This is a genomic window from Pararobbsia alpina (genome assembly GCF_902859895.1).
Classification (GTDB): Bacteria; Pseudomonadota; Gammaproteobacteria; order Burkholderiales; family Burkholderiaceae; genus Pararobbsia; species Pararobbsia alpina.
The window spans coordinates 1-26,999 of sequence record NZ_CADIKM010000027.1; the positions used below are offsets into that span (position 1 = coordinate 1).

Sequence of the window (26,999 nt, forward strand, 5' to 3'; positions counted from 1 at the left end):
TACTTCCGCTGTGATTTGACGCTCGGATCGCCGCAATCGAAAAGTCGAAACCTGCGGCAAGACAGGTTTCGTTAATTCCCGGTGACTCAGCGTTTTGACACGCTCTGGGCCATCTTCGGCCATTCGCTCGCACGCCGTGACGGACATTCGAACGTCGGTTCGACCGGGAGACCGGACCATCGCTGCGCCTAGTCCGCTTTTGCCCCACTCGGGGGCGCTGAGGCGCGCTCCGTACTTGGGTTAGGGCGGATTGCCGCCACCGTCCTGCGGATACCCACGGCCGCCGCACGGCTCAGCATGAGCCGACGGTGCGGAGAGGATCGCATAGGTGCCGACGGTGCCGCCAACCACTGTCAGCAGGGCAACGGCAAGCAGGAAACCCTTCATCACGTGTTTCATGGTTTCTCCCCGGGGAGGCAGGCATACTCGCCCTAAGTCTAGTTCGCTTTATGGCCAGGACAAGTACGAGAATGTATAGCAGATGTCCAAGTGGCGAAATGCTGCTGAGCGGCACGGGTCCGGCTGCGAAAAGTCAGCCTACACACGGGTGCAGCGCAACGAGCGTGCTGGCACGACTGTCGCCATCACGGGAGAGGCAATCGGCATTCCTCCGCCGCCATTTGTTGACGGTTTTGTTTGGATTTCTCGGAAAGTCGACGTCGACGCAGTCATCGTCGTCGAACATTGACCAATGCGCATGCGCGGCGGGTGTCTATGGTCGCCCGACGAGTCCGGTGGATAGGTGTTGCCGTGAAGCAATCCTGATGCGCGAGACGAGCCACGCCGCCAGCACGAACCACACCGCGGCGACGACGAACGCGGTAACGTAGGCGGGTCCGGCACCGGCAAACGCTTTGACCCATGACAGCATCCACCCGGTCGCGGCAGGGCCTAGGATCTGCGGCAGCACCATCGACACTTGCCAGATGCCCATGTCCTTGCCGCTGGACGCATCGTCTGGCAACACTTGCAGCGCGAGTGCCCAGTCGACGGCTTGATAGGTGCCGTAAGCGGCGCAGAAAACCAGCCCGACCGTGATCACCAGCAACTGGTTCGGATGCAACGCCAGGAGGACAAAGCCGGTTGCAGCCCCGGCCATGATCCAGCTTGTCAGGCGGACGACGGGAACGACGCCGTAATGGTCGGCGAGCCGTGCGCCCAGCAGGCTGGCCGGGATCGCCAGCACCACGCCGACACCAAGCAGCCCGTTCAGGAGACTGGTCGGATGACGAATGCCGATCACGTCCTGCAGGTAGTACAACATGAAGCTGAAGATTGACCAGATTCCCATGTTGGCGAACAGGCGGGTTACGAGCACCCAGTAGAAATTTCGGTGCAGGCGTGGATCGAGATAGAACGAGCGGACGAACGCGAAGAGCTCGAACCGGTCGCGGGATCGGGCAGGCCTCGGCTCGCGCGAGCCGCGAATCGTCAGCCAAAGGCAGAGCAACATGATTGCAATGAACGTGGCAACCGCGGGATACACGTGACGCGGAGAATAGAACGCAACGAGCACCACGTTACCGGTGATGGTGCCGAGCACGCTCATCACGTTGAGCCACGCGCTCGCGCGGTTGGCTTCCTGTTTCGGCACAACATCGGGCACCAGCCCGGCGTACGGACCCGCCGCCCAGTTCCACCAGAATTGGAGATGCACGAACGCGAGTGCATACAGCCATACGCTCCCCGCGCCGTTGAATGACGCAAGCCATACCAGTGCGACCGAGGTGCCGAACACGCCGACGACGAGAAACGGTCGCCGACGTCCATGTTTTGCAGAGCAGCGATCTGAAAGCGCTCCGGCCAGTGGCGCCACGACCATCGCAATGAATGCACCGGCCGCAATGACCGAGCCGGCCACGCCTTCCTTTAACGCGGCGTCGCGTCCGAGCATTTCGGCAACCTGTGCCGGCACGAGCACCGGAACGACCGTCATCCATTGGCTAAAGAGCGCAAACCACAGCGACGCGATCTGTATGTGGCTGAGCGTCGACAGGCGAGGGACCGGCGGTCTGGTCAACAGATTCCGGGCTGGACTGGATAGGGTCATGTCAGAAGTCCACGAGCGTCGCCATAGCACGAGTAAAAGCCGCGCTCTGAGGTCGAACTGAGCCGGTCACCACAGAGTACTCTGGAACGGATCGAGCGACTTCAGGGTAGGCTGCGCCGACGGAAATGACGATAGGATCACTTTATGACTCGATACGTGGCTTTCCTACGGGCCGTAAATGTTGGCGGCACCGGTAAGCTCCCTATGTCCGAGCTGCGAGCGATGTGCGAGTCCATTGGTTTTACCAACGTGCGCACCTATATCGCAAGTGGCAACGTCGTCTTCGAAAGCAAGCTCACGGAAGCCTCAGTGAAGGCTCGGCTGGAACGTTGCCTGGAGATATACGCGGGCAAGCCAGTAGGTGTTCTAGTCCGGACTGGCGCAGAGCTGGTCGCGGTTGTTGACGGGAATCCATTCGGGGCCGCCGCACCGAATCGGACCGTCGCAATATTCCTCGATGCACCACCTCCTGCCGACGCCCTGTCTCATGTGAGCGGCCAGCAGGATGAAGAAATCGCGCTCGGAACGCGTGAGGTGTACGTGCACTACAGCAACGGAATCGCACACTCAAAATTGAAAATTCCCGCTGTGAGGACCGGCACCGCCCGCAACATGAACACTGTGGCAAAACTCGCTGAGTGGGCGACAGACTAGTCCGAGGGTCCTCCGGCGTCTTGGATCGGGCCAGTTGCGGACGCTGGCTCGACGAGCCTTCGAGGGAACGCTGAAGGCGATTGATGCCAGCGCCGGAGTGAAGGACGCCTATGGGTCGACTACGGCCGACTGCCTGGTTCAGTAGTCGGCCATCTACGGCCGTTCAGGGGCTACTGTTGCTGGACGCTCAAACGTCCCTTCTGTCTCCGGGAACCGCCCTTTACCCGATAAAAAACGACGCAGCAAGGACGAGTCGAGCGCGGTCCTATACATGGAATTCACTCAGGCCTATGGAACCGGGAGGTCCCGAGCTGTGCGCCGGTCGCGATGGCGAGTTTCCGGAACCCGGCACGCCAATCGTCATCTTGTACCAGGGACTTTGTCATGGCCTGGCGGGCGGCTCTTCACATGATCGATGAAAACGCGCAGTTTCGGCATGATCTGCCGGCGGCTTGGATAGTAGAGAAACACGCCCGGTATCACCGGTGCGAACGGCTCCAGCACGTGCACCAGTTTTCCCGCTCTCAACCCTTCAACGGTCATCGGCTCAGGTAGCTGGGCAAGGCCTATGCCTTCGATTGCCGCGCCAAGCATGGTGGAAAAATCGCTCGCGATGAAGGGACCGGATACGGCGATCTCGATCACTTGGCCATTGTCGTTGAATGACCACAGCGCGAGCGCGCCGCTGGATCGCCGCCATCGCAAGCATGCGTGTTGGCGCAGATCGTCCGTGTTCCCAGGCAGGCTGCGTTCTGCGAAGTAGGCAGGGCTGCCGACGACGATGAGGCGAAACGGTGGCGTCAACGGTATCGCGACCATGTCGGCGTCGACGAACTGACCCAGCCGGATGCCGGCGTCGAACCCTTCCGCTGCAAGATCGATCAGCTCCTTGCTTGCGGCGATCTCCAGTTCGACCTCAGGATAAGCCTGGCAGAAGGATGCAATCAGTGGTTCCAGGAGGATTGGCACCACCGCGTGCGGCACTGAAAGACGCAACAATCCGGCGGGCCGCTGGCCAAGTCCGCGCGCAACCTCACTAGCGGCGACAAGCTCCTCGAAGGCAGGTTTTGCGTGCGAAAGAAACCGTTCGCCAGCTTCGGTCAGGCCGACACTACGCGTGGTGCGTATGAAGAGCGCGGCGCCAATGCGCGCTTCAAGTAAACGCACCGTCTGGCTGACGGCCGAAGGTGTCACCCCGAGATCCGCGGCTGCCCGGCGAAAACTACGATGCTGGGCGACGCTCAGGAACACCTCCACGCCATCGAGCGCGCCTTGCCTGACTGTGAAGTTCTGCTTCATAGCCCGTCAACATTGTGATGAATAGTCGCTCGCGAGGGGCCATGGTACACCTACGCTTGCGGATGAGGGGGCACGCCGATGTCGACTCGCAAGCCCTGAACAATCCGCTAAGACCGTGGAGGAACTCCGCAATGACTGATGCACTTGATGACGTGCGAGATCACTATCGCGCGACCGGCCTGACCGAGCGGCTGAAGATCGCGCTCACGGTCTTTGGGCCGGAGGATCAGCGGCTCACACCGCAGCAGCTGGGCGCCCTCGACCAGTTTCACACCCGTGGGCTTGCTGCCACCACGGAGCTTTCCAAATTGGCCGGGATCACCGCCGATATGTCGGTGCTGGACGTCGGTTCGGGCGTTGGCGGGCCGGCCCGTTTTCTGTCTGCAACCTATGGTTGCCGGGTGACGGGTATCGACCTCAGCGAACCATTCGTGGATGCCGCACGCTATCTCACCCGGCGCACAGGGCAGAGCGAACAGGTTTCGTTCCATACCGCCAGCGCGCTGGAACTTCCCTTCGACGGCAGCCGTTTCGACGCCGTATTGCTGCAGCACGTGGCGATGAATATCTCCGACCGCGCACGTCTTTACCGCGAGATCGAACGCGTGCTGAAGCCATGCGGCAGGTTTGCGACGTTCGACGTCGTCGCAAACGGCAGCGAACCGTACTACCCCGTTCCCTGGGCGCGAACGCCGACAACAAGCTTTCTCCTGACGGCCGATGCAACGCGCGAGGCGATCGAACAAGCAGGTTTCCGCACGCTGGCATGGCAAAACGACACCGAAGCCGCTAAGGCCTGGAGCACCCAACTGCGTGCGTCAGGCCCGCTGCCCTCGCCAAATCTCGGCGTGGTGATGGGGCCTGACTTCGCACAGCTCGCCGCAAACCTGGCGCGAAATCTCCTGGAAGGCCGACTCGGCATTCTCACCGCGGTGTTCGAGGCCGCATCCACAAAGTGCTGACCCCTGCTTTCGTGATGCCAGGCTCGATCCTGCTGCATGCGCTGTCGCTGCGCCAGTTGATCCGACGACACCCCGGCTGATCTCCTTCCTATTCTTCAATGCGCCAGACAACACCTGACAGGAGGCAACATGTCACCGGAGCTTCTCTTCCAATCGCATCTCGTTCTAGGCTATGTCGCCTGGCTGCTTTGCTTCCGCGTATACGTCTGGCCCAGGCTCAAGTCGATGGACCCATTCGAAGCGCAACGCGCCATGGCCACCTTGCACAGCTTCCGTTTTTTCGGGCTGGTCTTCATTCTGCCGGGCATCGTCAGTCCCGATCTGCCTGCCAGCTTCGCCGTGTTCGCCGCATACGGTGACTTCGCAACGGGAGTTCTGGCGATGCTGGCGCTACTCACAGCACGGATACGCCCACTCTTTTGGTCGTTCGTCGTAGCCTTTAATCTTGTGGGAGCGACCGACCTCATTCTCGACTACTACCACGCGATCCAGTCCGATCTTCCTGCGCGTGCGGGAGAGTTCGGCGCTACGTACGCGATTCCGATCATCTACGTGCCTGTGCTGATGATTACGCATGTTGCCGCCTTCTATCTCCTGCTGCGCCCTCAGTCCAAGGCGGCTCGGAGCTATTTATCGTTCCGTAAGTCATGACATTGCCAAAGCGTAGCCTGCTTCCAGCAGGAGGCAATGCGGCGGAAGGACTAGCACCCGCTAGATAATATTAATCAAAGAACCCCAGGTATTCGACGGTATCTTGTGGCTCCCGGTAAGCCGGGCCCGCTGCGCACCGATGGACGTCAGGGTGTTGCGGGTCGAGCTCCGGTTCGACACGAACGTCCACTGAGTGAGGGGACCGTCACCGATCCGATCGGACTTCGACTGTAGAAGCACATCGAGGAGTTGGTCGAGTCGTGGCCTATGAATCATGAATCCCTCGTTGGCCATTGCCGCGGTATTGATCTGCAAGGACGAGCAGAGGGCGGCCTTGCGTTGTGCGTCGGCAGCGGTTTCCTGACGCGATCGCACCATGAGCGCTCGGAGCTCCTCGCTTACCCATTGACCGGCGATAACCGCGAGACCGCCGACTAGTTCGATGACGATGGTCGCCCACGCCATGAAGTGCGGTGCCGGCACACCGAGCGCGTGCAAAATTCCGGCAAATGCATCTGGATGCTTCACAATTTTTGCGTAGCCGTGCGCCATGAACCCGTAACCGACGACCAGCCGCAATGGCAGAGGTGTCCATCGCGCGAGGCCCCAGCGGTCCGTCAGCCAGGCGGGATCGCCCGAAGCATGTGGAACGCCTGTTCGACGCCTTCTACACGACCAAGGCCAGCGGGATGGGCATGGGTCTACCGATCTCCCGTTCGATCATCGTCTACTCAGCATCCAAGACGGCTCTGAACGCTTTACCAGCGCAACAGCCGGGGGCCGAGCAGCGCCCCGATAACCGTCGGCACCAGCATCCCAAGCAGATACCACGCGCCCCAGAACGGGATGCCCATTTCGGGGCAATGCAGGCAATACGCGAGCGTCGCGGTCGAACCGGCCAGCAAGCCGCCCGCCGCACCGGACGCCGCGAGCCGGGTCGGCGCCAGTCCTTTGAGCGCCCAGAAGACGGCTATAAGGCCGGGAACCGACAGCATCGCGATATTGAACGGACAGACGCGCCAGGTTTTGCCGAGCACGAGTGCGAGCCGTGCGTCGTCCGGTGCAGCCATCAATACATACGCTCCGGCCAGACAAACCGCCGCGACCGGCGCAGCAATCAACCAGCCGCTACCACCCGCGCGTACGCCAGGCCGTGCGAGCCGCGTCGACATCCACAGCGAGCCGATCATCAGACACAAAGGCAACGCGATCTTGGCCCAAAAGATCGGCGTGGCTGCCACTTCGGCGAGGTCGCGCCGGATGCCGAGCACCATCGCCATGATCAGCGTCGCACCGGCCGCGCCCACCAGCACCGCAATGCTAAAGCGTTTCGTGAGCGCGTGACGGTCCACCGGTGAGACGCTGGTGGCAAGCAGGGAAATGAAGTCATCCGTTTTCATCGCGTTCCTCGAATCTTTGCAGCCAACGCCTTGAGTCCACGATGCACGCCAATCTTGACCGCGGACTCCGACAAGCCGGTCAATTTCGCGGTCTCCGTCACGGACAGCCCTTCGAGCTTCACGTGCATGATCGGCAGACGCTGGCGATCAGGTAACTGTTCGAGCAGTTTCCCGAGGTCGCGCTTTGCTTGCGCCGACTCGAGATCGGGCGCGGCGAGCAACTCGAACGCGTCGTCAAGCGGATCGTTCAGCGCGTCGTGTCGAGCGCGTGACCGAAAGTAATCCGTCAGCTTGTAGCGCGCGATAGCGTGAATCCATGCCGTCAGCGGTTCCTCGGCGCGATACGTATGCCGTCCGTTGTGAACTGCCAGCAGAATTTCCTGCACGAGATCCTCGACGTCGGACGCGCCATCATGAAACCGCCTTCGCAGGAAGCCTCGCAGGTGCGCGCCCAGTTCCGCCAGGAATTGGCGATACGCGGCGCTGTCGCCGTCCAGGCCCCTCAGGAACAGGGTTCGCAGATGCGCTTCTTTCGCCTGCGCTGCGGTGATATCGGTAGTTCGATTCATCTGAGGCGTCGGTTACAGGAAACAGGAGTTTATTCCATCGCCCCGCGTTGAAGTTCCCGACCGCGCTGCACGTCCCTCATTTGTCTGTTTCAGAAAAAAATTTCGCGCCCGCTGTAACCGCGTCGGGACACGGGGCGAACTACCTCACGGATGCGCGAGTACTACGCATCGGTAATTGCCGGAAAGCAGGTTCACCCGATACACACATGGGCCGTGCACGCCTCATCGGCCGCACCGACCCGATCAACAACATCCAAGGAGTTGCCATGAAAAGCATTGCAATCGCAGTATTCGCCGCAGCGTTGCTCGTCAGCGGTAGTTCAGCGTTCGCCCAGGCGAGCGGCGCCATGTCCGGTGATTCGATGTCGAAAGACGCGACAAGCAAAGACTCGACGGCCAAGAGTTCGATGTCCAAAGATTCAATGAGCAAGGACGGAATGGCCAAAGATTCGATGAGCAAGGACGGCAGCAAGATGAAACCGGACGCAATGAAGAAAGATGACACGATGAGCAAATAGGTACCCGAGTGGTTCCCGGCATGCCGGGAACGCACCGCCGAATCCCGAAAACCAGGCGACCGCTGAAATGCTGCAAGTCAGCGAACTCCCACCGTGTGCCCACTGAAGCAAACGAAGATTCGTCCCGCGCCGATGCCAAACCCGGAGATTCAACATGAATGCGATCCCTAAACCCAGCGCGTCGCACGACGCGGCGCGCACGATTCAATCCGCGTGGGTACGCGTCGCGCACTGGCTCAACGCGCTGGCAGCGGTGCTGATGATGCTGTCAGGCTGGCGAATCTACGACGCGTCACCGGTGTTTCAAGGGTTCAGGATTCCGCCCGGCGTCACGCTCGGCGGCTGGCTCGGTGGTGCATTGCAATGGCACTTCGCGGCGATGTGGCTGCTGTTCTTCAATGCGCTCTTCTATCTGGCGATGAACCTCGTCACCGGACGGTTCAGATCGAAGTTCTTCCCGCTGTCGCCCCGCGCGATCTTGCACGACCTCGGCGAAGCACTGAAAGGTCATTTGTCGCACGCGGACCCGAGCCGCTACAACGCGGTGCAGAAGTTCGCGTACTTGTTCGTGATGCTCGACATCGCCGTCTTGATCGTATCGGGGCTCGCGATCTGGAAGTCGGTGCAGTTTCCTTTGCTGCGCGATTTGATGGGCGGATATGACCGTGCGCGCGTCGTTCACTTCGGCGCGATGTCGCTGCTGGCCGGTTTTATCGTCGTCCATCTGACGATGGTCGCTCTTGTGCCGCGATCGTTGCTCACGATGATTCGTGGCCGCTAACCGAGGAGTACGATTGTGAAGCTATTCAAACCTTCCTCCTCGACCGTCGATCGCGAGTCGCTCAGTATCGACGTGCATCGTGAACTCGATATCCCGTCACGCCGCCTGTTCGGCAAGCGCATTATCACGCTCGGCGGCCTTGCGATGCTGACCGGATGCAGCCTGACGGACGAAAAATCGGTCGAGACGTTTTTATCGCGGGTGTCGAGAATGAACGACAGCGTGCAGGGCTGGCTATTCGACCCGAACCGTCTCGCGCCGACCTACACCGAAGCGCAGATCACACGCCCATTCCCATTCAATGCGTTCTATGGCATCGACGATGTACCGCACGTCGATGGAAGCGATTTCCGCCTGAAAGTGAGCGGTCTCGTGCAGGACAGGAAGGACTGGACTCTTGCCGACCTTTACGCGTTGCCGAAGGCCGAACAGATTACGCGGCATATCTGCGTCGAAGGCTGGAGCGCAATCGGCCGATGGGGCGGCACGCCATTCTCGGAATTTCTGAAGCGCGTCGGCGCGGACACATCGGCGAAATACGTCGGCTTCAAATGCGCTGACGATTACTACGAAAGCATCGATATGCCAACGGCGCTTCATTCGCAGACGCTGTTGACCTTTACGTATGACGGTCAGCAATTGCCTGCGAAGTACGGTTATCCGATGAAACTCAGAATTCCCACGAAACTCGGTTACAAAAATCCCAAGCACATCATGGAGATCTTCGTGACCAACACGTTTCCGGGCGGCTATTGGGTCGATCAGGGCTATAACTGGTTTGGTGGATCGTGAGTTGTAGACTAAAGACCAGCGCGTGCGGGATCAGCAAGATATCAGGAACGCTCGTGGTCGCACGACAATTAGCGATGCAAAAAGCCGCGTGACCGTCATATTTGGCTTGTTCTTGGCTAGAGCGCGGTGTCCGCAGTAACGACGGACTGATGCTCGTACAAAAGATGCACGGCCGCACCAGCGGCGTCCGCTTATCCAATTCCCGGTGATCGTCGTCGGACAGGGTTTGGCAATAGCGGAACTAAATCGACCTTTGTCTACGTGACCTACATCCGCACGACGCCGGAGAAGCTGTGGCCCGCTCTGACCGACGCGGAGTTCATGAAGCAGTACTGGTTCGGCATGCACTGCAAAAGCCAGGGGACGGCGGGATCCTCGTGGTGGAAGCTGGTGTCCACCTGGATCGTGCGGAAACCGGTGCGCGAATGCGTTCGGAATCGGAAGCGCGGTGTCTTGTTCCCCGCGCTACACGCTGTTGCGCTCCGCATGCAGTGGCTCGACATCTTATGCGGCGCTCCTTAGCGAAGTGCAGCCGCCACCGCCTCGTCAATCTGCAGCGCAAAGCGCGCTTCAACATCGGGCACCGTGTAGCCAATTGACAGTTCCAGATACGCGTCGCCTAGCACCAACTGAACAAATGTCGCTGCCCGCAATGCAGCAGTCGATTCGTCAAATCGCTTTCGCAGAATTTTGGCGGCGAAGGCACGCACGACCTTTGCCCCATTTTTGTAAAACACCTGGCCGAGTTCCGGAAGACGCTCGGCCTCAGCAACGATGGCCCGGTAAAGCCGCAGGTTATCCGGCGCGATAAGGATTTGTGCCAACACCCATCCCAACTCGCGCAACTCGACTTCGGGTGATCTATCGGATTGCTGGCCCTGAGCGCTGGCAAGAAGTCCACCCACCTGAGCGCACATCGAGCTCACCAGACCAACGAAGAGCGCCTCCTTCGACTTGAAGTGGCGGTAGACGGTCTGTTTGCCGACGCCAGCGACCGCGGCGACATCGTCCATCGTTGCCAGGCCGAAACCCTGGCTTAAAAAAACGGTTTTCGCGCCGTCGAGGATGGCGGACCGCTTACGGCGTTGAAGCGGGCTCAGGTCGGGGAGAGAGGACGTGTTCATGCCAGATAAATAACAGATCGTCGAGTAGTTGACAAGACTGATCAGTCTCGTTTAGATTCGTCGAAACGAGACCGATAAGTCTCGTTCATGGGACTTATCAACTTCGCAGGCAATCATCGAGGAGAACGCTATGGAACTATTTATTACAGGTGGTACGGGCTACATCGGGCAAGCGGTCGCGCGCAAGGCAATCAGCCTCGGCCATGAGGTGACGGCGCTGGTGCGCGAAAACAGGTCGGCGGCCGCGAGCGCGCTGGCACGTCTCGGCGTGAAACTGCATGGCGGCGACTTGCGTGAGCCACAGTCTTTCGCTGCGACTGCCGGTGCCGCTGATGGCGTGGTGCACATGGCGTCGACCAACGATGCTTCCGCCGCTGCTGTCGACGAGGCCGCGGCTGAGGCGATGCTTTCGCATTTGCATCCGGGCGCGGCGTTTGTCTATACGTCGGGCACTTGGGTCTACGGCAATACGGAGGGCGAGCCCGCGACTGAAGCATCGGCGCTGAACCCGACATCACTCGTCGCCTGGCGGCCCGCAGTGGAGCAGCACGTGCAGGCGCTGGCAGCACGCCGCTCGATTGCCGCGGTAATCCTCAGGCCGGCGATGGTGCACGGCTACGGCGGTGGCATCTTCGGCATGCTTGCCGGCATGGTCCGTCAGACCGGCAGTGTGAGAGTCGTCGGTGATGGTCGCAACCACTGGCCTGCCGTGCACGTCGATGATCTCGCCACGGCATATCTGAGCGCGGTGGAGCGGGTGGCAAGCGGGGACGGTCGAGTCACGGGACAGATCTTCAACGTGGTCGCGGAAGATGCCGTTGCCGTTGCCGAAATGGGCGAAGCGATTCGGGCCTCGGTCGGCGCCGACCGCGTCGAATTTTGGCCGCTCGACGATGCTCGCAAATCGCTTGGGCCATTTGCTGACGCACTGGCGCTCGACCAGACGGTAAGCGGCCAGCATGCCCGGCGAGTTCTTGCGTGGGAACCCCACGGCCCCGGCCTGATTGCGGACCTCTCTGTACAGAAGCACTTTCAGCAAAGCAACGGAGCATGACGATGGCGTTAAACACTGCATCTTTCGAATCGATTCTCGCGACGATCGTAGCGGTTCTGTTCGCGGTTGCTGGGGTGGTCAATCTCACAGGACGCGGCGCGGTGAAGCGCGACTTCGCACGCTGGGGTTACCCGGCATGGTTTCAGTTGCTCTGTGGCGCTCTCGAGCTACTCAGTGCAGCACTTCTTCTTGGACAACAAACCAGAGTTTTAGGCCTAACGCTGGCCGGTGGGATCATGATTGGCGCGCTCTTCACGTTGCTACGAAATCGGGAGCCGTTCCGGCATCTCGCCCCGGCGCTGATCTTCTCGGCTCTCATTGTTGTTACTGTGGCGGTCCGCGGTTGAGGCTTCCTCGCCACCAGGCGAGTGAGCCCGGGACGCTAACAGGCCGCGCGGGCAATCCGTGCTGCAGGTACTTGAAATGCGCACACGGATAGCGGTATTGGAGCAACTCCAGTTTGAGCACGTGCGTCATGCGTCCGCTTTTTGTAGCGATGGCTGGGCGCTCCAGGTCGCCTGCCGCAGATCACCGCTTTACGTGCCACGGGAAACAGTTCCTCATGCAGGGGGCAGCAGGCGGACAGGAGGAGTCATTCACCGATGCGGCTCTGCTTTCCGGAGACCCAAGTAAGCTTTGCTGAAGGATCGCGGGCCCCCGCCGCGGCGTTGATTGACTCCTTTTTCGAGCCTCAAACGTCTTAGCTACACCTGGACACCGGAGCAGAACTGATGAGCCTCAAAGATAAGAATGTAGTCGTCACTGGCGGAAGCCGTGGTCTTGGCCTGGGACTGGTCGAGGCTCTGGTCGCGCACGGCGCCAGGGTGACGGTCGTCGCCCGCGGCGCCGATGCGCTCGAGTCCGTCCGCGCCCGGCTGGGCGTCGCCACGATCTCCGCCGACGTGACGGACGAGACCGCCGCCCACCGCATCCTTGCCGAGGTCCGCCCGGACATCCTGGTGCTGAACGCCGGCGCGAAGCCGCGGATGGGTCGGTTGGACCAACTGAGCTGGGCGGATTTCACCGCGCCCTGGGAGCACGACGTCAAGGCCGGGCTCTATTGGCTGCAGGCGGCGCTCAACCTGCCGCTCGAGCCGGGAAGCCGCGTCCTGGTGGTATCGAGCGGCGCGGCCGTGAGCGGATCGCCGATGTCGGGCGGATATGGCGGCGCCAAGCGCATGCTCTGGTTCATGGCCAGGTACGCCAACGGCGTCTCGGAGCAGAAGGACCTCGGGATCCGCTTCCAGGCGATCGTGCCGCAGCAGATGGTCCGCGGCACCGGGGTCGGCGACGAGGGCGCCAACGCCTACGCGCGCGCCATGGGCATCAAGCCCGAAGAGTTCGTGGCCCGCTTCGGCGCGCCGATGCCGCCCCGGGAGTTCGGCGAGAAAGTTGTTTCCGTGCTGGACGACCCGAAATATGCCGAGGACTTCGCCTTCGGGCTCAAGGGCGACACGGGAGTCACCGTGCTCGAGGGAGAGACGCGTTGAGCGCAGGACCGCCCTCGCCGAAGGCGCGGCTCCTCGCCCTGGCCGACGAGCTGCGGCCCGAGCTGTACCGCTATTGCGCGCGTCTCATGGGATCGGTCATCGACGGCGAGGACGTCGTGCAGGACACGCTCGTCCGGGCTCTCATGGCGTTACAGGACCTGGAGGAGACGACGCCGCTTCGACCCTGGCTGTTCCGGATCGCCCACAACCGCGCCCTCGACCTGCTGCGCAGCCGAGCGGTGCGCATGGCCGAACCGATCGACGCGGCCTCGGACGTCGCCGACCCGGCCAGCCCTGACCCCGTGGAGATGTTGATGCGCCAGGAAGCGGTCAAGACCGCGGTGTCGCGCTTTGTGGAGCTCCCCATCCTCCAGCGGAGCGTCGTCATCCTGAAGGACGTGCTCGACGAGTCGCTGATAGAGATCGCCGCCCTCCTCGACCTCACGGTCGACGCCGTGAAGGGCCATCTGGCGCGGGGTCGCGCGCGTCTTCGGGAGATCAACGCGCAAGCCGGCCCGCTTCCGGACGCGCGGCCGGCGTCCGCTGCGGTGACGCGCTATGTCGCGCTCTTCAACCAGCGGGACTGGGACGGCCTGCGGGCGCTCCTGGCCGACGACGTGAAACTCAATCAGTCCACATACCCGCTTCGCGTCGGCCGTGCGGACGTCGGTTTGTTCTTCACCCTCTACGCCAGGATCGATGGCGTGTGGCTCGCCCCAGCCTGGCTCGAGGGCCGGGAGGTGATCGCAGTCTTCGAAGACCGCGCCGATCCGAAGCCCAGCTACATGATGTGGCTCGAGTGGCGCGACGGCCGGATCAGTTTCATCCGCGACTACCGCTATGTCCGCTATGTCGCCGCCGAGGCAGAGCTAGCGCTGGCGCCAGACGCCAGGCCCGCGGCCGACGGCGCCACGCACTGACAGCGCCCGCCGTGGCGCTCCGAGCAAGCCTGACCGCAACGGGAGGGCATCTTTACTTCGAGGAGATTGTTGCTGACGTTCAGCCCGGCGGGACGAGCGGCAGCTTCCGACTGCATTGCGGCCACCCGAGGTCGGGCTTTGAATGACGACTCAGGGTCGATCAATGGACCGTTCGACCGTGCACTAATAGGCGCTCACGCCGCTGCCTGCACTGCACAGGAAAGCGATTCGGCAGTGTAATCGCTCGGTGGGCAAGAATTGGTGCGCATCGAGACGTGAGGAGCTAGAGCATGTCACACTTTCCCTACCTCCGACGGTTGCGGCCGGCGGGTGTGCGATCGGTCCGGCTGACTACCGGACTGGTGGTGTTCACCTATGTAGGCACGCATCTCCTGAATCACGCGCTGGGGAATATCTCGCTCGCATGGCTGGAGCGTGATCTGCTTGTGCAGAAGTACGTCTGGCAGGGATGGCTTGGAACGGTCGTGCTGTACAGCGCGCTCGTGACGCATTTCTTCCTGGGTCTGTGGGCTCTGTACGAACGGCGCTCGTTGCACTGGACTCCGGGTGAGGTTGCGCAACTCGTTCTGGGCTTGTGCATACCGCCGCTGCTAGCCAACCATCTTGCGAATACGCGCGTCGCCTTTGCCGAGTTCGGCCTGAACAAGGGCTACGCGCAGGAACTGTACTCGTTCTGGATCGATTCACCGCTCTCTGGCATCGTGCAGTTGATGCTGTTGGTGGTCGCGTGGCTGCATGGGTGTTACGGCATCTGGTTTTGGTTGCGATTGAAACCATGGTTCGGAGCGTGGCGGAGCTTGCTGCTGAGCGCTGCCGTCCTGCTCCCGGTGCTCGCGCTGCTAGGCTTCTTACAGGGCGGACGGGAAGTGATCGCGCTCGCGCGAGATCCTATCTGGCGCGCCGCGGCGACCCGGCCGATGATCACCGGAACGGGAGTCCAAAAACTTTGGCTCGCCGAGCTGCGCAACGACTTTTTGCTCTTCGATGGCGGTGCGCTGCTGCTGGTGCTTGCCGCGCGGCTGGTGCGCACGGTGCGGGAACGTCAGGTCGGGCGGCTCTGCGTTTTGTATCCAGACGGGCGAAAAATATTCGTGCCGCGCGGATTTTCGGTGCTCGAGGCTAGCCGCATGGCCGGCGTTCCGCATGCCAGTATCTGCGGTGGGCGCGCCCGATGCACGTTGTGCCGGGTACGCGTGCACAGCGATGTTCCGCTGCCCGCGCCTGCCGAAGCGGAGCGTCGCGTTCTGGAGCGACTGGGGGCTGATTCGCAGACAGTGCGCCTCGCCTGCCAATTGCGACCGACCCATGATCTCTCCGTGTGGCCACTGGTGCCTCCGGGAGCATCAACTGCCTTCTTGCAACGGCGCCAGCGGGACGTTGTGCCGCAAGAGCAATTCGCGGCGTTCATGTTTGTGGATATGCGGGATTCCACAAGGCTTGCGGCGGCACAATTACCGTTCGACACCATATTCTTGGCCAGCCGCTTCCTGAGTGCGGTCAGCTCTGCGGTAGTCCAGGCGGGCGGTCTGCCGAATCAGTTCATGGGGGACGGAGTGCTCGCGATATTTGGCTTAAGCAGCGAGCCGTCGACCGCCTGTCGTCAGGCTCTCAGCGCGGTGCCGCTGGTGGCAGCCAATATTGACGAGCTCAACGCTGTGCTCGAGCAGCAGCTGCAAACGAAAATTCGGTTTGGAATTGGATTGCATTGCGGCCGGGCGGTAATGGGTGAGATTGGTTTTCGCGAGCACCTCACATTTACTGCAATTGGTGACCCATTGAACGTGGCCTCGAGACTTGAGCAGTTGACAAAGGAGATCGCTTGCGAGGCGATCGTCTCAGAACAGGTCTTCCAGCATGCCGGCGTTCCCGCAGCAGGCCTGCCGCAGCTTGCCGTACGCCTGAGAGGCCGCGATGATCCGGTGTCCGTCCGTGTGCTGTCCAAGGCGGCGCAGATGCCTCGGGCCTAACTACGCCCGCGGCGCCACGCTCACAGACCGCGTAGTGTCGCTTGACACGTCCGAGCCAAAGGTCCCGTATTGGCGCGAAAGCGGCCCTTTGCAGCAATCCCCTGGCCGACGGCAACGGGTCGCCTACGGAAGTTCGCCGTGGCACCGCGTCGGTTTCCGCGTCGTCGGCCGAAACAGTGAAATCAACTGTAGGCAGTCATTTGTCGAATGCATGCGCGAACGGCGGCAACAGCCGAAAGATCCCTTGACCCGGCCCAACGCGACCGTCCGACTTATCGCGACGATGTTCTGATGGGTTTGCTGCGTCTGCGGGAAAAGGAGTGACGCCTTTCGCCGCGGGGCGCGTCCTGGGACTATTGACTGTTGACTGTTGATCCAAAAAAGACGAGCTTTACATCTGGCACTAGGTTCGCTCTTGTCTCGATCAAACTGTTTGTCCGAGGTAATGATGTGGATCTATCGCGTCGATGAGCCGCGTCTCGGAGTCATTCGCATTCGCGAATGGCGACGCCGCGCGCGCTATACAGTCGGCCTTCTTGTTCTGCTGCTGGGCGGCTCCGCCACCGGGCTGGTCCTGCTTGATCAGTCCGATACCTCTTTCTCCAACAAGGTGTTCACGGCGCTTTGGGACGGGGTCAATCTCGTCACGACACTCGGTGACTTTGCCGAATTCAATCAGCGTCAGAAGATGTTCATGCTGCTGGCAATGTTCACCACGCTGCTGATCGGCGGATTCGCGGTTTCGAGGCTTACGGGCATGCTTTCGGGCGACGATGTGATGGCTTATCGGGAGAACAGGATCATGGAACTCAAGCTCGAACATCTCGCCAATCATGTCGTAGTGGTTGGATTTCATACGCTCGGTGAACTCGTTGCAAACCGCTTGAGCGACGCGGGGCAGACGGTGCTCGTCCTCGTCGGCGATCAGGCTCAGGCGGAGCGCGCGGCGGATCGCGGCCATATGGTCGTGCTCGGTTCGCCGGGCGTGTTCGACGACGTGCTCAGGCGTGCGCGGCTTGACAGCGCCAAGGCGCTGGTCGTGACGACGCCCGACAGTAATAACAATCTGGCCATCACCTTGCTGGCGCGTACGCTGAATGCCTCGCTCGCGATTGTCGTGCCCGGCGAAAACCCGTTGAGAAAGCGGCTGTTCGAGAGCGCGGGGGCATCCGACGTTGTCATTGCCGATGAGATCGTTGCGGATGCGCTGATCGGCAAGCTCACAACCCAGATGGAGCCAACGCCATGAAACCCCCGGTTTCGACGCATTCTCATCTGCATCGCATGCCCTTCCTGCAGGGGCTTCTGCCCGTCAATCCCGCGCAACTGCCGCACGACATCATCGCCGGGATCACGCTGGCGGCCCTTGGCATCCCCGAGGTAATGGGGTACACGAAGATTTCCGGCACGCCCACCGTCACCGGCCTCTATACGATCTTGCTGCCGCTGATCGCGTTTGCGGTCTTTGGTGCGTCGCGTCAACTGGTGGTCGCAGCAGACTCCGCGACGGCTGCCATCCTCGCTGGCACGCTGACGGCCGTCGCCGCATTGGGCAGCAAGGAGTATGTCGGCCTCACGAGTACAGTGGCGCTGACAGTCGCCGTGATGCTCGTGATTGCACGGATCTTTCGCCTCGGCTTTCTCGCCGACTTTCTCTCTCGCAGCGCATTGATCGGCTTTCTGACAGGCGTGGGCGTGCAGGTCGCGGCGGGCGAACTCGCCGGGCTTGTCGGTCTCGCGAAGCAGGGGCATGGGCCAATCACGCAACTGGTATCGGTGCTGCAACGCGTCACCGATGCGAACACGTCGACGACCGCGCTTTCGATTGCCGTGCTCGTGGTGATCGTCGGTTGCAAGCGACTGGTGCCGCGTGCGCCGGGCGCGCTGATTGCGGTGGTCGGCTCCATTGTGGCGAGCGCAGTTTTCAACTTCGCTGCGCATGGCATTGCGGTAACAGGTGAAGTGCCCGGCGGGCTTCCGTCGCTGTATCTCCCCCCGTTGCATATGAACGAGATCAACCAGGTGCTGGCAACGGCCGCCTCGTGCTTCATCGTCATCATCGCGCAGAGCGCAGCGACAGCGCGCGCGTACGCCAACCGCTATAACGAGAAGGGCGACGACAATGCCGACATCATCGGCCTCGCGGCCGCGAATGCAGCGGCCGCGTTGACGGGCACCTTCGTCGTAAACGGCAGTCCGACCAAGACCGAGATGGTCGATGATGCGGGTGGCCGTACCCAGGTTGCCCATCTGACCACGGCCGTCATCGTGCTGCTGGTGCTGCTGTTCCTCACAAGGCCGCTCAGTCTTCTGCCTGCCCCCGTCCTGTCGGCCATCGTATTCATGATCGGCGTGAAGCTGATCGATGTGAAGGGCATGAAGGAACTCTATCGCATACAGAAGGACGAATTCGTCGTCGCGTTGCTCGCGGCGTGCGTAGTCGTGTTTGTCGACGTGATGCACGGCATTCTCGCTGCCGTCGTGCTGTCGCTGATTGCGCATGCGCGGCACAGTTACCACCTGCGCACGCGCGTGTTGACGCGCAGCCCCGCCGGCCGTTGGGTCGCGCAGCCTGTCGCGCCGAATGTGCTCGCGGCGCCTGGTATCGTCGTCTACCGGTTCGAAGCGGACTTGTTCTATGCGAACGCTGGCCGCTTTACGGACGAAATACTCAAACTCGTCAACGAGGCAAGTTCGCCGTTGCGCTGGGTGGTGATCGACGCATCCGAGATCAACAATATCGACTACACGGCGGGCAAGACATTGATCCAGTTGGGTGGCGAGCTCGACAAGCGTGGCGTGGGCGTAGCAGCGGTCGCGCTTCCGACGGGTGTGTGGCATGAGATCGAACGGTACAAGGTACTTCGTGTGAGCGGCGTCCATCGTGAGATCTTTGCGACCGTGGATGCCGCGATTGACGTACTGCGCGATCTTTCGCCGTCAGCATCCGCGCCTTCACCTGATGCAAAACCGGAATGAAGCACACGGACTGAAGCAAAGCCCCTGGGACTTCGAATCCAGAAAGGGAGTGACACGTGTCTGAACCCGCTGCCACAAGGCGCAACGAACCTGCTGCGCAACGCTCTGATCCGAAAACACCGGTGGCGCAAGGAGACCCGTCCACGCTGTTTGCGGGGCGTGGCTCGTCGGCGGCGCGCAGCGAGCAGGGCAGGGCGGCGCGCGCAAAGGCACCGCGCGCGAAGCTGGCGGACTGCAAGATCGGGGATCGGGATCCCATCGCGCTGCTCGACGCGTCCAACGTGGGCAGGGTGACGGAACTGATACCCATTCGCTACGGGCGCATGGTCGCGAGTCCGTTCGCGTTCTATCGCGGTGCCGCGCCACTGATGGCATACGACCTGTCGAAACTGCCGCATTCGGACGTGATCGTGCAACTGGGCGGAGACGCACATCTGGCAAATTTCGGACTGTTCGCGAGCCCGGAGCGGCGCGTTCTTTTCGGACCCAACGACTTCGACGAAACGCTGCCCGGCCCATTTGACTGGGATGTGCGCAGGCTGGCTGCATCGTTCGTGATTGCGGCGCGCGAACGTGGATTTGCGACGCGTGACCAGCGCAGCGTGGTGCGCCGGCTGTGTGAGACGTTCCGCCAACGGGTCGCTGACTTCAGCCGGATGGACACACTCGACGTCTGGTACTACCAGTTCAAGGCGGCGGGCATGCTGGCCATTGCCGATTCGATGGAGGAAAGAAGGAAAGAACGGGCCGTGATCGAGAAGGCGAGACAGCAGTCGTCGCGTTCCCTGATGACTCACAAAACCGAACTGGTCAACGGCAAGCTGCGCATCAAGGACGTGCCGCCGCTTGTGTATCACGTGCCGTTGGAGAGCCCCCACGATCGCAAACAGTACGACGCGCTGGTTCGTCGCTTCTTCGCCGACTACCGATTGACGCTTCCTGATGACCGGCGCGCACTGTTCGATCGTTATGAGCTGGTGGATGTTGCGATTCGCGTCGTGGGCATCGGGTCGGTGGGGACACGCTGCTACGAGGCGCTTTTCATGTCCGATGGACAGTGCCCACTGTTCTTGCAACTCAAGGAGGCCCGGGCTTCCGTACTGGAGGGTTATCTGCCGCCCAGCCGTTTTCCCAATCATGGCCAGCGCGTGGTGAACGGGCAGCGTCTGCTGCAATCGGCCAGCGACATCTTTCTGGGATGGTCAAGGATGCACCATACAGGCAATGATTTCTATGTTCGACAGTTGCGCGACATGAAGGGTGCATTCGACTTCACCACTTTCGACGTTGAAGATCTCGGCGAATATGCGGTTTCCTGCGCTCACGCGCTGGCCCATTCGATGGCGAAAGCGGGTGATCCGGCGCTGATCAGCGGATATGTTGGTAAATCAAGTGCGTTCGACGAGCCCATCGAACAATTCGCACTGGCTTATGCGGAACAAAATGAGGCGGACTGGACGGTTTTGAAAGCGGCAGCCAAAGCGGGACGCATCCAGGCCATTCGTCAATGAGTTTGGAGAAAGCCCTCTCCACGTAGCATCGGTCTAGTGGGTCTTGTGAGACATTCAGACGACTTATATTTGGGCGAGTCTATGGAGTAATTTTCATGTTGTGCGTTTTGAGGTTCGGGTGCGAAAACCACAGTTTTCGATACTGGGTAACTCATGGACGCTTACATTCGAGGCGCGCGCCCGACCGCAGCGTTGTCGACGACGCGAGCGTCTTCGCGGGCCCGATTTTTGCCAGTCACCTCTTTATGGCGTCACGGAAGCAATGTGTTGCGACTTCATCGGCGACGTTGTCGGAGCGCAGCTAATGCCGATGATTTGTCTCCCGGTGGCAGCACGGAACGGCCGTTCCACTCTAATAGCTCCCCTTGGAGCTACAACGGCCTGAGCGGCCGCAACTGCCGACGCATGGGACTGGCCGGCCAACCAGTCTCAGACCTTCGACGTGTCGACCGAAATGGACGACAATGTTCCCAAGAAATGATTGCGAGTCGTGCTTCGTCGTTGGAGACGTCGCTGACTCTGAAAGGCAACATGAAACGACTATTTCTCGCTGCGCTCGCAGCGACCTCATTCGCGACTTACGTTCATGCGCAAAGCAACGCGTCCGGCCCGCTCGTCACGCCCTCAGGCAAACTGCAATTCGTGCGCGGCGACCACGATTTCGAGGCGATGCTCGATAAGGAAATCTTCGATCGCTTCGACGCGAACACGCTCACGCATTTCGATGACGTCGGCAACGCAAATGACACCGTCACGCGTACACTCGTACAGACCGATTCCGGCCCGGTGCTGTACGACTTTCGTTTCCATCCGCCACTTGTGCTTCGCTCGGGCAAGCGCATGACGGTCAAGCGCGTGTTTTGGCAAGGCGATGAAGTCGTGATGCAAGGCTCACAAGGCTGGTTCCGATTCAACCGCGGCGTGCTGACGAAGCTGCAGTCTTCGACGACGACGTACCACTGATTGTGGGAGCACCCTGCACTTTGTCGCAGGGTGTGAAAAAGTGCGGAGGTGTCGCCATGACCGAGTCTTCCGATTTCCGCAGCAAAAGGATAGTGCTTAATCACGGAGGCGGCCGTATGCCCGCGCTCGGATTTGGCACGCTGATTCCCGACGCAGCTGCGACTACCCGTGCTACCAGAGGCGCGCTGGAAGTCGGCTATCGACACGTCGATTGTGCCGAGCGATATCGGAACGAGCGTGAGGTGGGCGAGGCTCTGCAAATAGGGCTTGCTGCCGGAGGGATCGCGCGCGAAGACATCTTCGTGACAACAAAATTGTGGAACTCCAATCATCGGCCCGAGCGTGTAGAACCAGCTTTCAAGGCAAGTCTTGAAAGGCTCGGGCTCGACTATCTTGATCTCTATCTAATACACACGCCGTTTGCATTTCAACCGGGAGATGAGCAGGACCCGCACGATGAAAACGGTGCTGTCATTTACGACAAAGGCGTAACTTTGCTAGACACGTGGAGGGCAATGGAAGATCTCGTCGACCATGGAAGATGCCGGGCCATCGGACTGTCTGACATCGGCTTGAATGAATTGCAGCCTCTCTATGAATCGGCGCGAATCAAGCCGGCGGTGGTGCAGGTCGAAGCACATCCGTATCTTCCAGAAACGGAACTTCTGGAATTCTGCGAGGAGAGGGAGATAGTGTTTTTGGCCTTTGCGCCATTGGGTCACGGAATCAGGCCGGGGCCGCTCGAGGATCCAATCATCTCGCAGATTGCCGCGCGAATTGGAAAGACGCCGGCACAGGTGCTGCTCGCTTGGGCGATCCAGCGTGGCGGGGCTTTGCTAACCACCCCCCAAACTGCGGCCCGCGCGCGCGAGAATTTCGACATCTCCGCGCTTCCAGCAGACGCGTTCGAAGAGATCAACCGGATTGAGACGAGGCAGAGGTTCAACGAAGTCGTCAAGACCGGCAGCCCTGGGTTTATTCCGCGAAGTACGCAATAGAACTTCCCTAAAAGGGAAATCCGCGCTTCCCCAAACGCCCCTATCGCCACGCAACTGATCGACGCAATATTGGTACTGCGTGATGCCGCAGTCTGCGAGTCAGGTCAGGTGAGGAGGACGTGTTTCATGCGTGACTTTAAACGTTTTTCCGTCATTGCGATGATCGTCGCGAGCCTGATGTCCATTGCTACCGCTTTCGCGGTCTATCGTTTCCCGAACGGCCCTGCGCCGCTGACGATTGGTGACGGAATACAGGGTCCCAAGGACATGGTGTGGATTCCCGCCGGCGAGTTCACGATGGGCAGCAACCATCGCCATGCGATGCCTAATGAGGGGCCGGCGCACAAGGTCCGCCTGAGCGGTTACTGGGTTGATCGGTACGACGTGACCAATGCTGAGTTCGCGCGCTTTGTCGCGGCGACGGGCTATGTGACGACCGCCGAGCGCAAGCCCACATGGGACGAACTGAAGATTCAGGCGCCTCCAGGCACACCCAAACCGGACGAAAGCCTGCTGGTCCCTGGCGCACTTGTGTTCACCGGCACCGATCGGCCCGTTCCGCTCGACGACTACGCCCGCTGGTGGCAATACGTGCCCGGTGCCAACTGGCGTCACCCATCCGGGCCGGGGAGTGACATCGCAGGAAAGGAGCGGCATCCCGTCGTACAGGTCTCGTACGAGGACGCGCAAGCTTACGCCAGGTGGGCTCACAAGCGACTCCTTACCGAGGCTGAATGGGAATACGCGGCGCGCGGCGGGCTGGAGCAGGCCGATTTCGCCTGGGGCGCGGAAGTCGCGCCGGGCGGGAAAAAAATGGCCAACACCTGGGAAGACGCTGCCCGTCCTTTTCCGGTAACGGGCGGCGCAGGAGCAAGCGAGAAAGTGCAGGTCGGCACATCCGCTGTAGGTCAATACACCCCCAACGGATACGGACTCTATGACATGGCCGGCAACGTATGGCAGTGGGTGGCGGATTGGTACCGCGCGGACGCGTTCCACATCGAGGCAGTGTCTGCGCAAGAACCGGTCAACCCGGCCGGTCCGCGTGACAGCTATGACCCTGAACTAGGCGCGATCGCGAACGCACCTCAACGCGTGACGCGGGGCGGCTCATTCCTGTGCAGTGAAACGTATTGCATGAGTTATCAAACCAGCGCGCGTCGCGGTACTGATCCGATGAACAGTATGTCTCATCTCGGGTTTCGCCTGGCCATGGACGAATCGGTATGGCAGGCGCATCGGAATGACGCCAGGTCGACGATCGCGTCCACACAAAGAGGTCGGTCCCGAGGAATCTTCGCATGTGCTCACCTACGGATATCCGGATAAGTGCCGGGCGCTTCGACACGCTACCAGGAGACGACATTGAAGTCACTCCCATCAGGCGGGATCGTGCTGGTGGAGGACGATCGGGATGTGCGCGATGCACTCGTCACCCTGCTCGAAAAACTCGGATACGAGGCGCTGGCGTTTGGTTCCGCAGAGTTCGCGCTGCGCCATGCAGTATTCGACGACGCTAGCTGCATGGTCGTGGATATTCATCTTCCAGGCATGACGGGCACCGAGATGGTGAGGCAGTTACGGGCGAGCAGATGCCTTTGTCCCGTCGTTTTCATCACTGCGCATGACGACGAGCACTACAGGACCGAAAGCGCGGAGCTGAATGCAGAGCTGCTGCGCAAGCCGTTTGCGGCTTCGGTCCTGAAAAACGCGTTGCATCGTGCACTAGCCGCGAGAAAGGACGAGCCATAACGAGCGTCTGCCGTAGTGGCCCCACGCTGAGTCACCGCAGTCACGCGAGAGGATAAAGTCATGATGGACGATTCTTCACCCGGCAAGGCCGCTCCAAAGGCCGCTGCAAGTATCGGGTGTGTGCCCTTGGTGCGCTGGCGAGGTCGAACGTTGAAGACTTCGATCGCGGGAAAGCTCGCGCTCGGCTTCGCACTCACGTTAAGCCTCGCGCTACCCGGCTGGGCGCAGTCAGGCAATGGCACCTTGCAGTACAAGATGGGCGAAGTGCTGCCGATCGAGCCACCGAAGCAAGCGCTCATCACCGAGATGGACTGGCGCAAGGTGCCCGCGCCCAAACTCTTTACCGTGAAGCCGCCAAAAGGTGCACCCAACATCATCATCATCCTGATGGATCAGACGGGCTATGGCGAGCCGTCGACGATGGGTGGCCCAATCCATACGCCCACCATGGACCGACTGGCCGCGAATGGATTGCTGTACACAAACTTCCACGTCAATCCACTCTGCTCGCCGAGCCGCGTCGCCTTGCTGACAGGACGCAACAGCCATCAGAACAGCATGGCAGGCGTGACGGGAACGAATACCACCTATCCCGGCGACACAGGCATTCGCCCGCTGAGCATTTCAACGATTGGCACCATGCTGCAAAGCTGGGGCTATCTCACCGGCTATTTCGGCAAGAACAACGAAGTGCCGGACAACGAGGTCAACATCAGCGGTCCGTTCGACCGCTGGCCGACGCGAAGCGGATTCGACAAGTTCTACGGCTATCTTGCAGGAGAGCAGTCTTCGATCCATCCCAGCCTGATCGACGGCACAACGTACATTCCGGTGCCTCGAGATCCGAACTACCACTTTAATCGCGACCTGACCGACAAGGCGTTGCAATGGATTCGTGCGACGCACTCGCTCACGCCCGATCGTCCGTTCTTCCTGTATTACTCGCAGAGTGCAAGTCATCCGCCGCACACCCCACCAAAGGACTGGCTCGAGCGCGATCCGTACAAGGGTAAGTTCGACCAGGGTTGGGACAAGGTGCGCGAAGAAACGCTGCAGCGGCAGATCCAGCTTAGTATCGTGCCTCCAGGAGCGAAGATCGCTCCGAATCCGTCGACGGTGCAGAAGTGGGACACGCTCGATCCGGATTCAAAGAAGGTCTTCGCGCGCGAGATGGAAGTGTATGCCACGCTCACGGAGAGCTCGGACTTTGAGGTGGGGCGGCTGGTCGACGGACTCACGGATCTCGGTCAACTCGACAATACGCTGATCTTCTATATCTTCGGCGACAACGGGCCCTCTGTCGTCGGCGATCTGAACGGTACGTTCGTCGAGTGGTCGAGCCTGAACGGTGCGCCTGAAGACGTGCCCTATCTGCTCTCACGCCTGAAGGTCTATGGAACCGAGAATTCATATCCGAATTACGCGGTCGGCTGGGCAATGGCCGGCAGCACGCCGGCGAGCCTCGGAATTACGTTTTCGAGCGGTGGCGGCATCATGTCGGGCATGGTCGTGCAATGGCCCAACGGTATCAAGGCCAAAGGGCAGATGCGTCGCCAGTACACTCATCTTGTCGACGTCGTGCCGACCATCCTCGACGCCGTCGGTGTTCCAGCACCCAAGATCGTGAACGGTGTTGCGCAGCTACCGATGGCGGGTGTAAGCATGCGTTATTCGTTCGACAACGCCAACGCGCCGGAGCAGCACCGCGTGCAGTACACCGAAACCGTGGGAAATCGAAGCATCTATCAGGACGGCTGGCTCGCTGCGACGGTGCATAGTGCGCTATGGGAGCCCGAACTACGCACCAGCGATTTTTCGAAAGACAAGTGGGAGCTATTTAACCTCAGGGAAGATCCCGGCCAGGCGACCGATCTCTCGGCACAGTATCCCGACAAGCTCGAGAAGATGAAAGCGCTGTTTATCTCCGAGGCGAGGAAGAACAATGTGTTCCCGCTGGACGATCGCCGTGCCGAGCGACTGAATCCGGAAGTCGCTGGGCGAGCGGACATCATGCAGGGGCGCAAGGAGTTGACGATATACCCGGGGATGCCGGGTTTGACCGAGAACAGCTTCATCAACACGAAGTCGGTCTCCCATACGATTACCGCCGAACTTGAAATTCCGAAAGAAGGCGCTAACGGTGTGGTCATGTCGCAGGCGGGTATGTTCGGAGGCTGGAGCCTGTACGTCAAGAACGGACACCCCAAGTACGTGTACAACTGGCTCGCACGCGAGAAGTACGTGATCGAATCAAGCGAGGCGCTTCCGACTGGGCACGTGACACTCGTGTACGACTTCAACTACGAGGGCGGGGAACAAAAGGGCAAAGGTGGCACAGGCACTCTGTACGTGAATGGCAAGAAAGTGGCCGAAGGAAAAGTCGGGAAAACAATGGGTGCGCTGTATTCGCTTGCCGCCGAAACGGCCAACCTCGGAGAGGATGCATACTCGCCTGTCACCGACGATTACGACCCGTGGAATAACGCCTTCACCGGAACGATAGACAAGGTAACGGTAAAGCAGAAGTAGGCGATATAGAGATGT

The 26,999-nt window shown here is 60.7% G+C and carries 26 protein-coding genes and 1 pseudogene; 20 read left to right on the forward strand and 7 right to left on the reverse strand.

Annotated features, from left to right (window positions below; translation table 11 throughout):
- Positions 1–240: 240 nt before the first annotated feature.
- Positions 241–399 (reverse strand): hypothetical protein, encoded by a 159-nt coding sequence (locus tag HV670_RS21015; protein ID WP_175106809.1) that lies wholly within the window; start codon positions 397–399, stop codon positions 241–243.
- A 313-nt stretch (positions 400–712) separates the two neighbouring features.
- Positions 713–2,050 carry an MFS transporter gene (locus HV670_RS21020; RefSeq protein ID WP_175106810.1) on the reverse strand — a complete coding sequence of 446 codons (1,338 nt, stop codon included), beginning with the start codon at positions 2,048–2,050 and terminating at the stop codon, positions 713–715.
- Between the two features lie 144 nt (positions 2,051–2,194).
- Between HV670_RS21020 and HV670_RS21025 the strand changes: the two genes are divergently transcribed.
- A complete protein-coding gene (locus HV670_RS21025) occupies positions 2,195–2,704 on the forward strand; it encodes a DUF1697 domain-containing protein (RefSeq protein ID WP_175106811.1) in 510 nt (169 codons plus the stop codon).
- Between the two features lie 360 nt (positions 2,705–3,064).
- Here the strand turns inward: HV670_RS21025 and HV670_RS21030 are convergent, their stop codons facing one another.
- On the reverse strand, positions 3,065–4,003 hold the full coding sequence (locus tag HV670_RS21030; RefSeq protein ID WP_175106812.1) for a LysR family transcriptional regulator: 939 nt from the start codon (positions 4,001–4,003) through the stop codon (positions 3,065–3,067).
- Between the two features lie 131 nt (positions 4,004–4,134).
- Between HV670_RS21030 and HV670_RS21035 the strand changes: the two genes are divergently transcribed.
- The gene (locus tag HV670_RS21035) at positions 4,135–4,965 is read left to right on the forward strand and encodes a class I SAM-dependent methyltransferase (RefSeq protein ID WP_175106813.1); all 831 of its coding nucleotides are present in this window, start codon (positions 4,135–4,137) and stop codon (positions 4,963–4,965) included.
- 129 nt (positions 4,966–5,094) lie between these two features.
- On the forward strand, positions 5,095–5,616 hold the full coding sequence (locus tag HV670_RS21040; RefSeq protein WP_175106814.1) for a hypothetical protein: 522 nt from the start codon (positions 5,095–5,097) through the stop codon (positions 5,614–5,616).
- 60 nt (positions 5,617–5,676) lie between these two features.
- On the opposite strand, the gene HV670_RS21045 is transcribed toward HV670_RS21040, so the two are convergent.
- The 3 genes from HV670_RS21045 to HV670_RS21055 all read right to left on the reverse strand — a co-directional run bounded on the left by HV670_RS21045 (position 5,677) and on the right by HV670_RS21055 (position 7,585).
- Positions 5,677–6,237 (reverse strand): DoxX family protein, encoded by a 561-nt coding sequence (locus HV670_RS21045; RefSeq protein ID WP_343054483.1) that lies wholly within the window; start codon positions 6,235–6,237, stop codon positions 5,677–5,679.
- A gap of 137 nt (positions 6,238–6,374) precedes the next feature.
- A complete protein-coding gene (locus tag HV670_RS21050; protein WP_175106815.1) occupies positions 6,375–7,016 on the reverse strand; it encodes a DUF1109 domain-containing protein in 642 nt (213 codons plus the stop codon).
- Positions 7,013–7,585 (reverse strand): sigma-70 family RNA polymerase sigma factor, encoded by a 573-nt coding sequence (locus tag HV670_RS21055; RefSeq protein WP_175106816.1) that lies wholly within the window; start codon positions 7,583–7,585, stop codon positions 7,013–7,015. Before HV670_RS21055 ends, HV670_RS21050 begins: the two co-directional genes overlap by 4 nt.
- 266 nt (positions 7,586–7,851) lie before the next feature.
- Here HV670_RS21055 and HV670_RS21060 point away from each other — a divergent pair, with 266 nt between their 5' ends.
- The 4 genes and pseudogenes from HV670_RS21060 to HV670_RS31155 all read left to right on the forward strand — a co-directional run.
- A complete protein-coding gene (locus tag HV670_RS21060; protein WP_175106864.1) occupies positions 7,852–8,103 on the forward strand; it encodes a pentapeptide MXKDX repeat protein in 252 nt (83 codons plus the stop codon).
- Between the two features lie 154 nt (positions 8,104–8,257).
- Complete coding sequence (locus tag HV670_RS21065; protein ID WP_175106817.1) at positions 8,258–8,884, forward strand: cytochrome b/b6 domain-containing protein; 627 nt, start codon at positions 8,258–8,260, stop codon at positions 8,882–8,884.
- 15 nt (positions 8,885–8,899) lie between these two features.
- On the forward strand, positions 8,900–9,676 hold the full coding sequence (locus tag HV670_RS21070) for a molybdopterin-dependent oxidoreductase (RefSeq protein ID WP_175106818.1): 777 nt from the start codon (positions 8,900–8,902) through the stop codon (positions 9,674–9,676).
- Between the two features lie 198 nt (positions 9,677–9,874).
- A pseudogene (locus HV670_RS31155) lies at positions 9,875–10,072 on the forward strand (SRPBCC domain-containing protein); the annotation flags it as partial.
- Between the two features lie 122 nt (positions 10,073–10,194).
- Here the strand turns inward: HV670_RS31155 and HV670_RS21075 are convergent.
- A complete protein-coding gene (locus tag HV670_RS21075; RefSeq protein WP_175106819.1) occupies positions 10,195–10,800 on the reverse strand; it encodes a TetR/AcrR family transcriptional regulator in 606 nt (201 codons plus the stop codon).
- Between the two features lie 130 nt (positions 10,801–10,930).
- On the opposite strand from HV670_RS21075, the gene HV670_RS21080 reads away from it, so the two are divergent.
- The 13 genes from HV670_RS21080 to HV670_RS21140 all read left to right on the forward strand — a co-directional run bounded on the left by HV670_RS21080 (position 10,931) and on the right by HV670_RS21140 (position 26,984).
- Entirely contained in the window at positions 10,931–11,854 is a 924-nt protein-coding gene (locus tag HV670_RS21080; protein WP_175106820.1) for an NAD-dependent epimerase/dehydratase family protein, read from the forward strand.
- A 2-nt stretch (positions 11,855–11,856) separates the two neighbouring features.
- Positions 11,857–12,201, forward strand: a complete 345-nt coding sequence (locus HV670_RS21085; protein WP_175106821.1) for a DoxX family protein — start codon at positions 11,857–11,859, stop codon at positions 12,199–12,201.
- Positions 12,202–12,585: 384 nt separating this feature from the next.
- On the forward strand, positions 12,586–13,344 hold the full coding sequence (locus HV670_RS21090) for an SDR family oxidoreductase (protein ID WP_175106822.1): 759 nt from the start codon (positions 12,586–12,588) through the stop codon (positions 13,342–13,344).
- A complete protein-coding gene (locus HV670_RS21095; RefSeq protein ID WP_175106823.1) occupies positions 13,341–14,264 on the forward strand; it encodes a sigma-70 family RNA polymerase sigma factor in 924 nt (307 codons plus the stop codon). Before HV670_RS21090 ends, HV670_RS21095 begins: the two co-directional genes overlap by 4 nt.
- 365 nt (positions 14,265–14,629) lie before the next feature.
- Complete coding sequence (locus HV670_RS21100) at positions 14,630–16,252, forward strand: adenylate/guanylate cyclase domain-containing protein (RefSeq protein ID WP_246257773.1); 1,623 nt, start codon at positions 14,630–14,632, stop codon at positions 16,250–16,252.
- Positions 16,253–16,697: 445 nt separating this feature from the next.
- A complete protein-coding gene (locus HV670_RS21105) occupies positions 16,698–17,501 on the forward strand; it encodes a potassium channel family protein (RefSeq protein ID WP_246257774.1) in 804 nt (267 codons plus the stop codon).
- Entirely contained in the window at positions 17,498–19,231 is a 1,734-nt protein-coding gene (locus tag HV670_RS21110) for a SulP family inorganic anion transporter (protein WP_175106825.1), read from the forward strand. The genes HV670_RS21105 and HV670_RS21110 overlap by 4 nt, the downstream gene beginning before the upstream one ends.
- Positions 19,232–19,353: 122 nt before the next feature.
- The gene (locus HV670_RS21115; RefSeq protein ID WP_425511449.1) at positions 19,354–20,742 is read left to right on the forward strand and encodes a DUF2252 domain-containing protein; all 1,389 of its coding nucleotides are present in this window, start codon (positions 19,354–19,356) and stop codon (positions 20,740–20,742) included.
- A gap of 531 nt (positions 20,743–21,273) precedes the next feature.
- Positions 21,274–21,705 (forward strand): hypothetical protein, encoded by a 432-nt coding sequence (locus HV670_RS21120; protein WP_175106827.1) that lies wholly within the window; start codon positions 21,274–21,276, stop codon positions 21,703–21,705.
- A gap of 56 nt (positions 21,706–21,761) precedes the next feature.
- A complete protein-coding gene (locus tag HV670_RS21125; RefSeq protein ID WP_175106828.1) occupies positions 21,762–22,703 on the forward strand; it encodes an aldo/keto reductase in 942 nt (313 codons plus the stop codon).
- 126 nt (positions 22,704–22,829) lie between these two features.
- A complete protein-coding gene (locus HV670_RS21130) occupies positions 22,830–24,032 on the forward strand; it encodes a formylglycine-generating enzyme family protein (RefSeq protein WP_175106866.1) in 1,203 nt (400 codons plus the stop codon).
- A 63-nt stretch (positions 24,033–24,095) separates the two neighbouring features.
- A complete protein-coding gene (locus HV670_RS21135; RefSeq protein ID WP_175106829.1) occupies positions 24,096–24,455 on the forward strand; it encodes a response regulator in 360 nt (119 codons plus the stop codon).
- A gap of 150 nt (positions 24,456–24,605) precedes the next feature.
- Positions 24,606–26,984, forward strand: coding sequence for an arylsulfatase (locus HV670_RS21140; protein ID WP_217478482.1), 2,379 nt, complete (start codon positions 24,606–24,608; stop codon positions 26,982–26,984).
- The last annotated feature ends 15 nt before the right edge of the window (positions 26,985–26,999 follow it).

What these genes read in the sequence shown, in the direction of transcription:
- HV670_RS21060 (WP_175106864.1), top strand. Translation starts at nt 7,852, where the DNA reads ATGAAAAGCATTGCAATCGCAGTATTCGCCGCAGCGTTGCTCGTCAGC.
- HV670_RS21090 (WP_175106822.1), top strand. Translation starts at nt 12,586, where the DNA reads ATGAGCCTCAAAGATAAGAATGTAGTCGTCACTGGCGGAAGCCGTGGT.
- HV670_RS21125 (WP_175106828.1), top strand. Translation starts at nt 21,762, where the DNA reads ATGACCGAGTCTTCCGATTTCCGCAGCAAAAGGATAGTGCTTAATCAC.
- HV670_RS21035 (WP_175106813.1), top strand. Translation starts at nt 4,135, where the DNA reads ATGACTGATGCACTTGATGACGTGCGAGATCACTATCGCGCGACCGGC.
- HV670_RS21075 (WP_175106819.1), bottom strand. Translation starts at nt 10,800, where the DNA reads ATGAACACGTCCTCTCTCCCCGACCTGAGCCCGCTTCAACGCCGTAAG.
- HV670_RS21105 (WP_246257774.1), top strand. Translation starts at nt 16,698, where the DNA reads ATGATGTGGATCTATCGCGTCGATGAGCCGCGTCTCGGAGTCATTCGC.
- HV670_RS21085 (WP_175106821.1), top strand. Translation starts at nt 11,857, where the DNA reads ATGGCGTTAAACACTGCATCTTTCGAATCGATTCTCGCGACGATCGTA.
- HV670_RS21030 (WP_175106812.1), bottom strand. Translation starts at nt 4,003, where the DNA reads ATGAAGCAGAACTTCACAGTCAGGCAAGGCGCGCTCGATGGCGTGGAG.
- HV670_RS21110 (WP_175106825.1), top strand. Translation starts at nt 17,498, where the DNA reads ATGAAACCCCCGGTTTCGACGCATTCTCATCTGCATCGCATGCCCTTC.
- HV670_RS21080 (WP_175106820.1), top strand. Translation starts at nt 10,931, where the DNA reads ATGGAACTATTTATTACAGGTGGTACGGGCTACATCGGGCAAGCGGTC.
- HV670_RS21015 (WP_175106809.1), bottom strand. Translation starts at nt 399, where the DNA reads ATGAAACACGTGATGAAGGGTTTCCTGCTTGCCGTTGCCCTGCTGACA.
- HV670_RS21050 (WP_175106815.1), bottom strand. Translation starts at nt 7,016, where the DNA reads ATGAAAACGGATGACTTCATTTCCCTGCTTGCCACCAGCGTCTCACCG.
- HV670_RS21130 (WP_175106866.1), top strand. Translation starts at nt 22,830, where the DNA reads ATGCGTGACTTTAAACGTTTTTCCGTCATTGCGATGATCGTCGCGAGC.
- HV670_RS21120 (WP_175106827.1), top strand. Translation starts at nt 21,274, where the DNA reads ATGAAACGACTATTTCTCGCTGCGCTCGCAGCGACCTCATTCGCGACT.
- HV670_RS21055 (WP_175106816.1), bottom strand. Translation starts at nt 7,585, where the DNA reads ATGAATCGAACTACCGATATCACCGCAGCGCAGGCGAAAGAAGCGCAT.
- HV670_RS21020 (WP_175106810.1), bottom strand. Translation starts at nt 2,050, where the DNA reads ATGACCCTATCCAGTCCAGCCCGGAATCTGTTGACCAGACCGCCGGTC.
- HV670_RS21040 (WP_175106814.1), top strand. Translation starts at nt 5,095, where the DNA reads ATGTCACCGGAGCTTCTCTTCCAATCGCATCTCGTTCTAGGCTATGTC.
- HV670_RS21025 (WP_175106811.1), top strand. Translation starts at nt 2,195, where the DNA reads ATGACTCGATACGTGGCTTTCCTACGGGCCGTAAATGTTGGCGGCACC.
- HV670_RS21065 (WP_175106817.1), top strand. Translation starts at nt 8,258, where the DNA reads ATGAATGCGATCCCTAAACCCAGCGCGTCGCACGACGCGGCGCGCACG.